The organism is Vibrio sp. Isolate30 (assembly GCF_022397975.1).
GTDB classification, from domain to species: Bacteria; Pseudomonadota; Gammaproteobacteria; order Enterobacterales; family Vibrionaceae; genus Vibrio; species Vibrio fortis.
Window position 1 is genome coordinate 641048 of the sequence record NZ_JAKEUS010000001.1, and the last position, 12411, is coordinate 653458.

General features: G+C 46.1%; 10 protein-coding genes. 5 read left to right on the forward strand and 5 right to left on the reverse strand.

Annotated features, from left to right (window positions below; translation table 11 throughout):
- Positions 1 to 104: 104 nt before the first annotated feature.
- The gene (locus L1D60_RS02830) at positions 105 to 1490 is read left to right on the forward strand and encodes a TldD/PmbA family protein (RefSeq protein ID WP_239839648.1); all 1386 of its coding nucleotides are present in this window, start codon (positions 105 to 107) and stop codon (positions 1488 to 1490) included.
- On the forward strand, positions 1490 to 2833 hold the full coding sequence (locus L1D60_RS02835) for a TldD/PmbA family protein (protein WP_239839649.1): 1344 nt from the start codon (positions 1490 to 1492) through the stop codon (positions 2831 to 2833). Before L1D60_RS02830 ends, L1D60_RS02835 begins: the two co-directional genes overlap by 1 nt.
- 110 nt (positions 2834 to 2943) lie before the next feature.
- On the opposite strand, the gene L1D60_RS02840 is transcribed toward L1D60_RS02835, so the two are convergent.
- Together L1D60_RS02840 and L1D60_RS02845 are read right to left on the reverse strand one after the other, a co-directional pair.
- Positions 2944 to 3522, reverse strand: coding sequence for a hypothetical protein (locus tag L1D60_RS02840; protein ID WP_239839650.1), 579 nt, complete (start codon positions 3520 to 3522; stop codon positions 2944 to 2946).
- A gap of 188 nt (positions 3523 to 3710) precedes the next feature.
- Positions 3711 to 5309 carry an isocitrate lyase gene (locus tag L1D60_RS02845; RefSeq protein WP_239839651.1) on the reverse strand — a complete coding sequence of 533 codons (1599 nt, stop codon included), beginning with the start codon at positions 5307 to 5309 and terminating at the stop codon, positions 3711 to 3713.
- 131 nt (positions 5310 to 5440) lie between these two features.
- Between L1D60_RS02845 and L1D60_RS02850 the strand changes: the two genes are divergently transcribed.
- The 3 genes from L1D60_RS02850 (at position 5441) to L1D60_RS02860 (ending at position 9613) form a co-directional block, all read left to right on the forward strand.
- A complete protein-coding gene (locus tag L1D60_RS02850; protein ID WP_239839652.1) occupies positions 5441 to 6394 on the forward strand; it encodes a LysR family transcriptional regulator in 954 nt (317 codons plus the stop codon).
- A 115-nt stretch (positions 6395 to 6509) separates the two neighbouring features.
- On the forward strand, positions 6510 to 8696 hold the full coding sequence (locus tag L1D60_RS02855) for a malate synthase G (RefSeq protein WP_239839653.1): 2187 nt from the start codon (positions 6510 to 6512) through the stop codon (positions 8694 to 8696).
- Between the two features lie 344 nt (positions 8697 to 9040).
- Positions 9041 to 9613, forward strand: coding sequence for a malate synthase (locus tag L1D60_RS02860; protein ID WP_032550467.1), 573 nt, complete (start codon positions 9041 to 9043; stop codon positions 9611 to 9613).
- Between the two features lie 93 nt (positions 9614 to 9706).
- Here L1D60_RS02860 and L1D60_RS02865 read toward each other — a convergent pair whose 3' ends face one another.
- The 3 genes from L1D60_RS02865 to L1D60_RS02875 form a co-directional block, all read right to left on the reverse strand.
- Positions 9707 to 10636, reverse strand: coding sequence for a M14 family metallocarboxypeptidase (locus tag L1D60_RS02865; RefSeq protein ID WP_239839654.1), 930 nt, complete (start codon positions 10634 to 10636; stop codon positions 9707 to 9709).
- A gap of 378 nt (positions 10637 to 11014) precedes the next feature.
- Positions 11015 to 12043 carry a dihydroorotase gene (pyrC, locus tag L1D60_RS02870; protein WP_239839655.1) on the reverse strand — a complete coding sequence of 343 codons (1029 nt, stop codon included), beginning with the start codon at positions 12041 to 12043 and terminating at the stop codon, positions 11015 to 11017.
- Between the two features lie 193 nt (positions 12044 to 12236).
- On the reverse strand, positions 12237 to 12395 hold the full coding sequence (locus L1D60_RS02875; protein ID WP_032550463.1) for a YqaE/Pmp3 family membrane protein: 159 nt from the start codon (positions 12393 to 12395) through the stop codon (positions 12237 to 12239).
- Positions 12396 to 12411: the final 16 nt, after the last annotated feature.

Genomic DNA, 12411 nt, shown 5'->3' on the forward strand with positions numbered 1-12411 from the left:
ATTGCCAACATGTCCTCAGTGCTGTAACTAACTGAATTCCATACTGATGAAGTGCTGATGTGTAGTCTAGGTTGGCTAGGAATATCAACGAGCAAGGAGATTTCATGCTTAATTCTGTAACAGCGAAAGCGGTGATCGATCACGCTCTCTTTTTAGGGGCGGATTTCGCGGAGCTATTCGTTGAACACCACCAAACCAGCAGCGTGCAAATTGCGTCTGGTGAAGTGGACAAGGTTAACTCGGGCATCGATTTTGGTATCGGTATCCGTCTATTCTTCGGTCATAAAGTCCTTTACGGTTATACCAATAGCACCGATGAGAATGAACTTAAACGCGTAACATCACTGCTTGCGGCAAAAGATAAACGTGAGCAAATCGCTTCTGCAGGTGCTCTGAATCTGAACCGTTACCCAGTGCAGCATGGTTGTCGTATGCCACTGAGCAAAGACGTGAATCTCGATTCAAAAATTGCTTTTTTACTTCAAGCGGATAAAGCCGCTCGTGCTGAAAGTGAGTACATCAGCCAGTTTATCGGTAGTGCGCTTCAACGCGAACAGCAAGTCTCTATCTTCAACTCTGAAGGCCTTCACGTAGATGATACTCGTCACTACATTCGCGTATCAGGTAATACCGTTGCACAAAAAGGCACAGAGCAATCGTCGGGTATGGAAGGACCGGGAGCACTTGCTGGCTGGGAGTTTAGTGAGCAGTTAGATGCTAAAGAGCTTGGTCAAAGCATTGCACAGCAAGCCCTAATTAAACTGGGTGCGGATGTTTGTCCGTCTGGTGAAATGCCCGTAGTGATTGGTAATGGCTTTGGTGGGGTAATCTTCCACGAAGCGTGTGGCCACTTACTAGAGACGACTTCTGTGGCTAAGAAGGCGTCGGTATTCCATGACCAAATGGGTGAAATGATTGCACATACTGCGGTAAATGCAGTGGATGATGGCACCATGACCAATGAGTGGGGCTCTATTCATGTTGATGACGAAGGCATGCCAACACAACGCACTCAATTGATTAAAGACGGTAAGCTGACGAGCTTTATGGTCGACAAAATGGGTGGCATGAAAACTGGCTATGAGCCAACAGGCTCGGGCCGTCGTCAAAACTACAAGTTTGCACCTACGTCTCGTATGCGTAATACCTTCATTGAAGAGGGTGAACACACTCTTGATGAGATGTTCGCAGGCATTGAACGCGGTATCTACGCGAAAAAGCTCGGCGGTGGTTCGGTTCAGCCGGGCACGGGTGAGTTTAACTTTGCGGTCCGCGAAGCGTATTTGATTGAAAATGGTAAAGTCACCAAACCGTTGAAGACGGCGACTTTGATTAGTACTGGTCCTAAAGTGCTAAAAGAGATCAGCATGGTCGGGCAAGATATGGCGTTAGCACCGGGCATGTGTGGTTCGGTGAGTGGTTCGGTACCGACTACGGTTGGTCAACCTACGTTGAAGGTCGATAACATTCTAGTAGGAGGCGGGAACTAATGAGCCAAGAACAACAACTTCTTAATGCTGTTGAATACGTACTTTCCGAAGCAAAACGCCAAGGTGCCGAAGCTGACGTTATCGTTAACAGCAGCAATAGCTTTTCGCTAAAAGCCAACCAAGGTCAGCTTGATGAGTACAAAGTGAGTTCTAGCCAAGTTCTGGGTGTACGCGTGGTGAAAGACGCTCGTGTGGCGACCAGTTACTCCGAGTCTCTAGAACAACCAAGTCTAGATCTACTGCTGACGAACGCATTACAAAGTGCTCGTTTTTCTAAGCAGGATGAACATCAAACCATCAGTTGTGTCAACAGCACCATTACCACGGATGTGGCTGAAATTGCTCAGCAAGATACGGCTTCGGTTGATGAAAAAATCGAACTCTCATTGGCGCTTGAACAGGGTGTGATTAGTCAGCCTCACGCGAAGAGCTCTCCTTACAATGGTTACAGCGATGGTGAATCTCAATTAATCATTGCTAACACTCAAGGTTCGCTGTGTAAGCATTTCGAGCGTTCATTTAACTGTTATGCGTACACATTGTTTGAGAAAGATGGCAAGCAGTCGATGGCGGGTAAAATGTCAGTCGGTCGTCGCTTCAATGAGCTGAAACCCGAGTACTGTATTGAACAAGGTTACAATTTAGCGCGTGACCTGCTTGACGGTGCGCCTGTCGCGACGGGAAACTACTCAGCGATCTTCAACATTAATGCACTTAGCAGTTTGTTTGGCGCATTTGGCTCTGCATTCTCTGGCGTGAGCGCTATGAAAGGTATTACGCCACTTGGTGATAAGCTTGGTCAAGGTATCGCAAGCGAACTGCTGTCATTCACTGATAAAGCGTATATGCCGAATGGCATGGCGATTGCGAGCTTTGATAGTGAAGGTTTTGCAACTCAAGATAATGCGATTATTGTTGATGGTCAGCTAAATACGCTACTTCACAACAGCCAAACGGCAAGTTACTTAGGTGCAACATCGACCGCGAGTGCAGCGCGTGGTGCGAAGTCTAGCTTGGATGTATCTGCTAACCACCGTGTGATTGCAACGGGTCAAAGCAGCGCAGCAGAAGTGAAAGCGGGCGAGTACTTGGAGCTGGTGGAATTGCAAGGTGTTCACTCTGGAGCGGATGCGGTAAGCGGCGACTTCTCATTTGGTGCGAGTGGTTTCTTGTGTCGAGATGGTGAACGAGTCCAGCCTGTGCGTGGTATTACGGTGGCAGGTAACTTCTACAAGATGCTTCAAGAGATTGATGCGGTCGGTAATAGCCAACTAAGCAATGACAGCCGAACCTTCTTTGCACCCGATGTTCGTTTTGCGCGCCTAAGCATTGGTGGTAAATAGCATCGGCGGCTGATTGCAATTGAGCTAAATGGTATAGCAAACATAAAATGACAAAGAGGACTCAATGAGTCCTCTTTTAAAATCGTTACTAGTCGATGCCACCTGAGAGATCAGTCAGCCATTGCTGGTTCAAGCACTTCGTTGATACATGCACGGCTGATGTCTTCATCGATATACGCCATCCCGAGTTTGTTTAGGTAGTCCATTCTGTCTGCTGAGCGAAGCTCGATATCTGGTCCTTCAATGCCGCACTCTTGATATACCTGAGCCAAGTGCGCCATAAAGTTCTCGCCAATGCTCATCATCAACAGGCTCATTGCGCCCACGTCCGGTCTTACTTTGACTCGTTGTTTTTCTGATAAGTTGACCGCTAGTACGATAGGTTGTTCATCACCTTCAAAACGCACGCTGCGTTCGCGCACCGTTTGTTGCGCCCAGTAGTAAGCCAGTTCTTTACTTTGAGTCAGGAACACCGGCTCAGTTGATTCTGTGTAGTTATTGCCAATCGTGGCCATGGTTTTCTGTGCTGCTTCATTGAGTGCTTTATCTCCAGAGCGTTTAAGCCCTTGCCCTTTAATGGAAGCAAGCAAGGCTGACGAGGTTCCGTGATACCAAATATCACCGGTTGCAAAGCCATCGTCAGTTAGCAGTTCTTTTGCATCTTGTAAGTAGGTAGGTACAGAATTCATAGGCACTCTCAACAACATGAATGGTATTAGTTTAGCCAGAAAAGCGAGATGAAGCAGTGGTGTATCACGCAGTTCTGGCTTTTGAAAATATCGCAATTTGTTTGTTACCAAGCTTTCGGGGGATAAAAGCTTAGTAAGATGAGCTTCCCCTCTCACCAGGAGAAGAAGAGAGGAAGCTCGTTAAGCGATTAGTCAAATTGGTGCGAAGTATTCAACTCACCTGCAGCTTTCAGCGCGTTCTCACCCGCGAAGTACTCTTTGTGGTCATCACCCATATCTGAACCAGACATGTTTTGGTGTTTAACACATGCGATGCCTTGGCGAATCTCTTTACGCTGAACGTTAGCAACGTAGCCCAGCATACCTTGGTCACCGAAGTACTCTTTCGCTAGGTTATCTGTTGATAGCGCAGCCGTGTGGTACGTTGGTAGCGTGATTAGGTGGTGGAAAATACCGGCTTCACGAGACGCATCTGCTTGGAATGTACGGATTTTGTCATCAGCACGCTTAGACAGCTCAGTTTCGTCGTATTCAGCGCTCATTAGGCTTGCGCGGTCGTATGCAGAAACGTCTTCACCTGCTTCAACCATCGCATCGTATGCTTGTTGACGGAAGTTTAGCGTCCAGTTGAACGATGGAGAGTTGTTGTATACCAGTTTCGCATTAGGGTGTACTGCACGAACGCCATCCATCATCTCTTTGATTTGACCAATGTGTGGTTTCTCAGTCTCAATCCAAAGTAGGTCAGCACCAGCGTTGATTGCTTCAATACAGTCAAATACACAGCGATCTTCACCAGTACCTTGACGGAATTGGTATAGGCCTGAAGGTAGACGCTTAGGACGAACAAGCTTGCCGTCACGGTTGAAGCAAACGTCGCCTTGCTTCATATCTGCTACTTCGATCTCTTCTACATCTAGGTAAGAGTTATAGATATCGCCTTGGTCACCTGGCTCTTTCACTACTGCGATCTCTTTTGTTAGACCTGCACCTTGTGAGTCAGTACGTGCAACGATGATGCCGTTGTCGATACCTAGCTCTAGGAAAGCGTAACGAAGTGCGCGTAGTTTTGCGTGGAAGTCCGCGTGAGGTACGGTTACTTTACCGTCTTGGTGACCACATTGCTTCTCATCTGCTACTTGGTTTTCGATCTGTAGACAACAAGCGCCCGCTTCAATCATTTGCTTAGCCATTAGGTAAGTCGCTTCTGCGTTACCGAAACCTGCATCGATATCCGCGATGATTGGCACAACGTGTGTTACATGGTTGTCGATTTTATCTTGAATAGAATCTTGTAGATCAACGTCACCTGCTTCACGCGCTGCGTCTAGTTCACGGAACAGACCACCTAGTTCACGAGCATCTGCTTGGCGTAGGAAGGTGTATAGCTCTTCAACTAGACCTGCAACTGTTGTTTTCTCGTGCATTGACTGGTCTGGAAGAGGACCGAATTCTGAACGTAGTGCCGCAACCATCCAACCAGAAAGGTATAGGTAACGACGATCTGTTTTACCGCCAAAGTGCTTTTTAATTGAAATCAGTTTCTGTTGACCGATAAAACCATGCCAGCAACCCAATGATTGAGTGTATTGAGAGCTGTCTTTGTCATAAGCCTCCATATCTGCACGCATAATGTCTGCCGTGTATTGCGCAATGTCTAGACCGGTTTTGAATTTATTTTGAGCACGCATACGAGCAGCAGATTCAGGGTTGATAGCATCCCATGGAGCACCAGCAGCACGTTTTGCAACTTCGATCATTTCGATATCTTGTGTGATTTGCGACATAACTATTCCTTAGTTTCACGTGGGGTATGTTTGCCAAATTTGGCTTGGATTAAAACTTTGCTATGGACAAAGAATAATCACACATGTGATAATTTTGTTAATTTATAGTTATTATATTCGGTATTTTTTATATGAATATTGCTCGTATAGACCTTAATCTACTTGTGTATTTAGACATGTTATTGCGAGAGCGAAATGTAACTCGCGCAGCCAAACAATTGGGTATTACTCAGCCAGCCATGAGTAATGGACTTCGTCGATTACGCGATCTTTTAGAGGACCCATTATTGGTGAGAACCAGTGAAGGGATGATACCCACAGAGCGCGCTCAAAAGCTTCAGCCATTGATTCGAAATATTTTGGCTAATGTAGAGAAGACATTGCAGCCAACCACCGAATTTCGGGCGGAGGACAGCGAACGCGTGTTTCGAATCATGGCGAGCGACTACGCAGAATCGACCATTATTCAGCCATTATTAAGAAGGCTGAGTGAGATCGCGCCGAAGATTCGTCTTGATATTATGACGCCCAGTGACGTGAGTTATCAGGACGTAGAGCAGGGCACCGTTGATATTATTATCAACCGTTTTGACAACATCCCTCAGTCGTTCCATCAGATGAGCCTTTGGCACGACGGGTTCTCCTGTTTGTTCAGTTGTGACAACCCAATTGCCGATGACTTTAGCCTTTTGTCGTATTTAAAAGCTCAGCATATTTGGGTAAGCAAAACAGGAATGGGTACCGGGGTCGGGATCAACCCAAGTGAAGCACAGAAATTAGGGTGGATAGATGAGGCACTGATGCGCATCGGTAAAACGAGAAACATTACCGTGTTTACGCGACATTATTTATCCGCGATTCTCTTCGCCCAACAAAAAAATCTGATTCTGACGATTCCAACAAAGGCAGCTCAGCTACAAAGAAACAACCCCAATTTGCTGATCAAGCCTGCGCCATTTGCTATCGAACCTTTCGAAGTGAAGATGGCATGGAGTCCATTATTACAGAGTAATCCCGACCATCAGTGGATGCGTCGTTTGATTAAAAGTGTCGCGAGTGAGATAGAGAGCGGCGTAACAGGATAGCCCGTTATACGGGTATTTTTTCTATGAATATTCACTATAAATGGCATAAATTAGCTAAATTTTGGTCAGTTACGTAGTTTATTAAGTAGTCATCGGTTAATTTGAGAGAGATTTTATGAGCAGTCGTATTCAACAGGGAAGCTTGAACATTGATAGCACCCTCTACCAGTTAATTAATGAACAGGTCATTCCGGGAACCGGTATTAATGCCGAAGATTTTTGGCAATCATTTGCTGATATCCTCAAAGACCTTGCCCCAAAAAACAGAGAGCTATTGATCAAGCGAGAAGACTTGCAGCATCAAATTGATGTGTGGCACCAAGAGCGTGCGGGTCAAACGTTGGATCCAGTTGAGTACAAAGAGTTCTTGCAGCAGATTGGTTACCTAGTACCAGAAGGTGACGATTTTGAAGTTACCACAGCGAGCGTAGAGCCAGAGATCGCGACTCAAGCGGGCCCACAATTGGTTGTGCCTATTATGAACGCACGTTTTGCGCTTAATGCGGCAAATGCTCGTTGGGGCAGTTTGTACGATGCCCTTTATGGCACAGACGTCATCAGTGAAGACGATGGTGCAGAGAAAGGCGGCAGTTTCAATCCAGTACGCGGCGCAAAAGTAGTCGCTTATGCTCGTGAATTTCTAGACGAAGCGGCACCACTTAATGGCGTATCCCACAAAGACGTCACCAAATACAGCATCAGTAATGTCAGCATTGGCAATACGCTGACCGCGACCCTAGAAAACGGCGAAGAAGTTACGCTTATCGAACAGGGGCAATTTATCGGCTACCGAGGCGATGCAAGCGCTCCTTCTTGTATTCTTCTTAAGCACAATAATTTACATATCGAAATCCAAATCGACCCAAGCGCCCCTATCGGCAGTGTCGATGCCGCTGGTGTTAAAGACGTTCTGGTAGAAGCCGCACTTACAACCATTATGGACTGTGAAGACTCCGTTGCAGCGGTAGATGGTGAAGACAAAGCGCTAGCTTATCGAAACTGGTTAGGCTTGATGAAAGGTGACTTGCAAGAGTCACTGGAAAAGAATGGAAAGACAATAGTTCGTAGCCTAAACCCAGATCGCCAATACACAAGTGTCAGCGGTGGTGAGATCTCTTTGAAAGGCCGAAGCATGCTGTTTGTGCGTAATGTTGGGCACCTAATGACTAACCCAGCAATCATCGACGAAAACGGTAATGAAGTACCAGAAGGCATCATGGATGGCATGATTACTTCGCTTATCGCAATGCATGATTTGAAGGGCAACAGCCCATACCAAAACTCGACTGCCAATAGCATTAACATCGTAAAACCTAAGATGCATGGCCCTGAAGAGGTGGCGTTTACCAATGAGTTGTTTGGTCGAATTGAAGATGCCCTAGGTCTTGAGCGTTTCACGATTAAAGTGGGCATTATGGATGAGGAGCGCCGTACCTCGGTTAACTTGAAAGAGTGTATCCGCGCCGCGAAAGACCGTGTGGTGTTCATCAATACTGGTTTCCTAGATCGCACCGGTGATGAGATCCACACTAGTATGGAAGCAGGCCCATTTGCTCCAAAAGCACAATTGAAAACCATGACTTGGATTGGCGCGTACGAAGATCAAAACGTCGATCTCGGTTTAGCGTGTGGCCTACAAGGCAAGGCGCAAATTGGTAAAGGCATGTGGCCAGAGCCAGACAACATGGCCAAGATGATGGAAGCTAAATTAGGTCATCCTAAAGCGGGTGCGAACACAGCATGGGTTCCATCACCGACTGCAGCAACACTGCATGCACTTCATTACCACCAAGTGAGCGTACCGAGTCGTCAAAAAGAACTCCGTGAGCGTGTAAGAGCGAATGTCGACGACATCCTAACGATTCCATTACTAGGTAACCAAAAGCTGACTGCTCAAGATATCCAAAACGAACTGGACAACAACACCCAAGGTATTTTGGGTTACGTAGTTCGCTGGATTGACCAAGGTGTTGGTTGTTCTAAGGTGCCAGACATCAACGATGTTGGCTTGATGGAAGACCGTGCAACACTGCGTATCTCAAGTCAGCACATTGCAAACTGGATTCGTCACGGTATCTGTGATGAGGCGCAAGTGATGGCCACAATGAAGCGCATGGCTGCAGTGGTTGATGAGCAAAACGCAGGTGATCCAAATTACCGCAACATGGCGGATGATTTTGAAAACAGCATTGCGTTCTCAGCTGCTTGTCAGTTGGTTTTTGAAGGTTGTGCTCAGCCGAGTGGTTACACTGAACCTGTCCTTCACGCGATGCGCTTGAAGTTAAAGGAATCGACCAGATAACAGAAATCTAATAAAACGAATTTCACAAAAAAAGTGAAACTGTAAAATCCCTGTTATTTACCAAGCCCAAGGTGCCGCACTTATTAGTGCGGCTTTTTTTGTTTTTAATTTCAGTGATATAGGAAGGGTTTTGAATCAGTTTTAGGTTCTCTGATTAGGATGATCTCGCGCTGTAAAATTGACAAAATCTGTAAAATTAACACTGTGAAGTTTTTGTTGTGAAATTGTTTCTAAAATCGATGTAGTCTTTAGTTACTGCAAAACACAACGCAATAATCAATTAAAAACGGGTCGATTAAGCTTTTTGATCTAGATGGAATTTAAAGCCGTACGAGGGAAAGACTATGAACATGCTTACATTGGATAAAACAGAACTTCACAGAAACCATTCTACCTTTATCGCTGAAGCTGTCTTTGCTGTCGAAATGGTTAAAGCGGATAAACAGATGGAAAAGCAACGCATGGCGAAGCAACTGCTAGACACGCTTTTCCCTCTAGAGAGTGGTTCGCATGAAGATGCAGTTAGCTATGAGATCGATTACCGTCACGTGCAAGTTTACTTTAAGAATGGTGAACACACTGGCCTGAAAAGAGCGAAGCACTTTGTGGCTTACGCAGGCGACAAATCTAAGCCTTCAGCAATCCTGTTCCGTGACGAAAGCGGCACACACGTAGAGGTTACCATTGGTGCTCGTGCCGGCACTGGTCGTCTAGAACTTGTAAATATCGAAGATATTCAGCTAGAAACATGCACCACATTTGGTCAAACGGAAGAGAGCTACTCTTCAGGCATCAGACACTGGGTTAGCTTGGTACAAGGTGATGAGAAAGGCCGACCAACTGCGTGCAGTGAAGACAAAGAGTACACAGCAAAAAACGGCGATGATTACAGCCTAGGTTTTAGTTTCGCACTGTAAGGTGACTTTAGCGATAAGGCATAATCCTGAATAGCAGATACAAAAAAGAGCGACAGCATCTGATGCGAGTCGCTCTTTTATTTATAGGGTACGTTAAGCGCTTAGCTCATGCTTAATCACATACTCCAAGCCACCCACAATTGCCGCAACTTGAGCATCATTACACTCTTCGTCAGTCACTTTGTCACTATCTGGGTAAACCTCGGTTGTTGTACCGTACTTGCAGTTGGTTACGCCGCCACATAGACCAAGCTCTTTCATTGGGTAGTTGATCACGCCGTATTGAGTCACCTCTGAACCGATGATCTTACCGTCGGCATCCGCAGGCGCGATGTGTGTAACTTTCTCTACAGAAGCGATAACTGCTGCTTGGAAGTCAGGCTGCGGGTTTTCTGTGTCACCCACTGTGTAGAAGCCATCTGGAATCATACCTTCGATGTATTCAAGGCCATCGCGCGCAGCTAGAGCAGGGCGGAACTCGGTCTCATCAGAGTCTGTTGTTTCATGAAGATCAATGTGCATCAGTACTTCTTGTGGAAGCGAAGCAACGAGTGCGCGCAAGTTCGCTGACTCTTCTGCTGGCGTATTGTCGTAGAAAGAGCGGTTTGGATCGACAGCGTTTGGATTCCAACGGTTAATCACTTCGTAGCCCCATGGGCTCACACAAGGTGCAATAACGATGTTGAAGTACTGGCTGTAGTGTTCTGCTTGTGTATCTGCGAACTTCAGCGCGCCATGAACACCGCTGGTTTCGTAACCATGAACACCACCTGTCACTAATACTGTTGGCTTGTTCTCATCCCAAGCTTTGGTCTTGATTGCGAATAGAGGGAAACGCGTTTCGTCATAGCTGAGTGCGCCGTATTGCTCTAAGTCGAAACGCTCAGCCAGAGCTTTGATTTTTGGCACGACTTCTTGTTGATATTCACGCTTGATTGTTTGGCTTTCACGCCATTGTCGACGTTCAGCTTCGCCCCATTTTTGTCCAGCAATACCGATAGGGTAAGTTGAAGAGGTGTGCATATCCATGTCCTATTAATTGAGCTAAGTATGTGTGGAGGATAAAGTGCAATAAGCAGTAAAACAATCAATTAGAAGGATGTTGATGAACAATTGACATAAAAGGCTTATTCTACCCGCAGAGTTTGGAAAGGGAGTGATTCCCAAAGGAAATATGATGCTAATTCTTATTCGTCTTTTAAAGCTTGCGGTTATATGTGCGATATTTTTTACTGCATTCGATTTGATTGAATATGGCCAAATTGAATGGGTAGGTCGGTTACTTAGTCGTATCTAGACCAGTCTAATCTAGCTTCAATAAAAATGCCGCTGACAGAAAGTTAGCGGCATTTTTGATTCTTTTTTAGTCGTCCCTTTGGGTGGGGATAGACGTCGAGGTGATTACTTTACTGTCCAAGCAATCGTCTCACCGCCACGGATTGGCACAACGATGTCTGAACCAAACGGCATCGTTTCTGCCACGTTCCACTCCTCTTTAGTAAGAGTTACGGTGTCAGTGTTGCGAGGTACACCGTAGAAGTCTGGGCCGTTGTGGCTTGCAAATGCTTCTAGGTTTTCAAGCTTACCTTCTTGCTCAAATACCTCTGCATAAAGCTCTACTGCAGCGTGTGCTGTGTATGAACCCGCACAGCCACATGCTGATTCCTTCGCGCCTTTTGCGTGAGGAGCTGAGTCTGTACCTAGGAAGAACTTCTTGCTACCGCTTGTTGCTGCTTCAATGAGCGCTTGCTGGTGGGTGTTGCGCTTAAGAATAGGTAGGCAGTAGAAGTGTGGTTTGATGCCACCAACCAACATGTGGTTGCGGTTGTAGAGTAGGTGGTGTGCTGTGATGGTTGCAGCAACGTTTTCGTTGGCGTTCTTCACGAATGTTGCAGCATCAGCCGTTGTGATGTGCTCTAGGACAATCTTAAGATTCGGGAAGTCATTGACGATAGGTGCCAATACTGTGTCTAGGAACTCTTTCTCACGGTCAAAAATATCAACGTCGTGAGTCGTCACTTCACCGTGTACAAGCAGTAACATGCCGACTTCTTGCATTGTTTCTAGTACGTGGTAGATGTTCTTCGCAGACGTCACACCTGAATCAGAGTTTGTTGTTGCGCCAGCTGGGTAAAGTTTCGCAGCAACAACGGCACCTGATGCTTTCGCTTTGCGAATTTCGTCAGGAGTGGTGTTGTCGGTTAGGTAAAGTGCCATCAGTGGCTCGAATTGCTCACTTGGCTTTTCTGCCATGATACGCTCACGGTAAGCCAGCGCCATTTCTGTATCAGTTACAGGTGGGACAGTGTTTGGCATGATTAACGCTCGACCATTGTAACGGCTGATATCGCGAACTGTATCTTTCAGAACTTCGCCATCGCGTAGATGAACGTGCCAGTCGTCAGGACGAGTAATCGTAAGTTGTGTCATTGAAAGCTCCCACCAATTGAAATGTTATGTAGTTGGAGCCTAAACGAAGCGAAATCTGTGAAAGCAATCGCTTACGTTTAGGCGACAGGATGATAGTGGAAAAGCCGTTTTATTTCATCCTGTTTTTGCTACTTCATTGGTAGAAGCTTCGATCTCTAAGACTAAAAGTAATAATTGTATTAAATATGTTCGATTATCGAGTCGCAACCCATAACCCATGGATCATCCCCGGCACCCAGAAGAAAATCGTAAGCACAATGTTGATCAAGAGGTCTTTGCCTGCGCCGCGCGCGACAAACACACCTAGCGGTGGAAGAAGAACACATAGGATGATGACGAGTAGTTTATTCATGATAATTCCTTTTTAT

Excerpts from the sequence above, each read along its gene's own strand:
- L1D60_RS02830 (WP_239839648.1), top strand. The coding sequence starts at position 105 with ATGCTTAATTCTGTAACAGCGAAAGCGGTGATCGATCACGCTCTCTTT.
- L1D60_RS02835 (WP_239839649.1), top strand. The coding sequence starts at position 1,490 with ATGAGCCAAGAACAACAACTTCTTAATGCTGTTGAATACGTACTTTCC.
- L1D60_RS02840 (WP_239839650.1), bottom strand. The coding sequence starts at position 3,522 with ATGAATTCTGTACCTACCTACTTACAAGATGCAAAAGAACTGCTAACT.
- L1D60_RS02845 (WP_239839651.1), bottom strand. The coding sequence starts at position 5,309 with ATGTCGCAAATCACACAAGATATCGAAATGATCGAAGTTGCAAAACGT.
- L1D60_RS02850 (WP_239839652.1), top strand. The coding sequence starts at position 5,441 with ATGAATATTGCTCGTATAGACCTTAATCTACTTGTGTATTTAGACATG.
- L1D60_RS02855 (WP_239839653.1), top strand. The coding sequence starts at position 6,510 with ATGAGCAGTCGTATTCAACAGGGAAGCTTGAACATTGATAGCACCCTC.
- L1D60_RS02860 (WP_032550467.1), top strand. The coding sequence starts at position 9,041 with ATGAACATGCTTACATTGGATAAAACAGAACTTCACAGAAACCATTCT.
- L1D60_RS02865 (WP_239839654.1), bottom strand. The coding sequence starts at position 10,636 with ATGCACACCTCTTCAACTTACCCTATCGGTATTGCTGGACAAAAATGG.
- pyrC (WP_239839655.1), bottom strand. The coding sequence starts at position 12,043 with ATGACACAACTTACGATTACTCGTCCTGACGACTGGCACGTTCATCTA.
- L1D60_RS02875 (WP_032550463.1), bottom strand. The coding sequence starts at position 12,395 with ATGAATAAACTACTCGTCATCATCCTATGTGTTCTTCTTCCACCGCTA.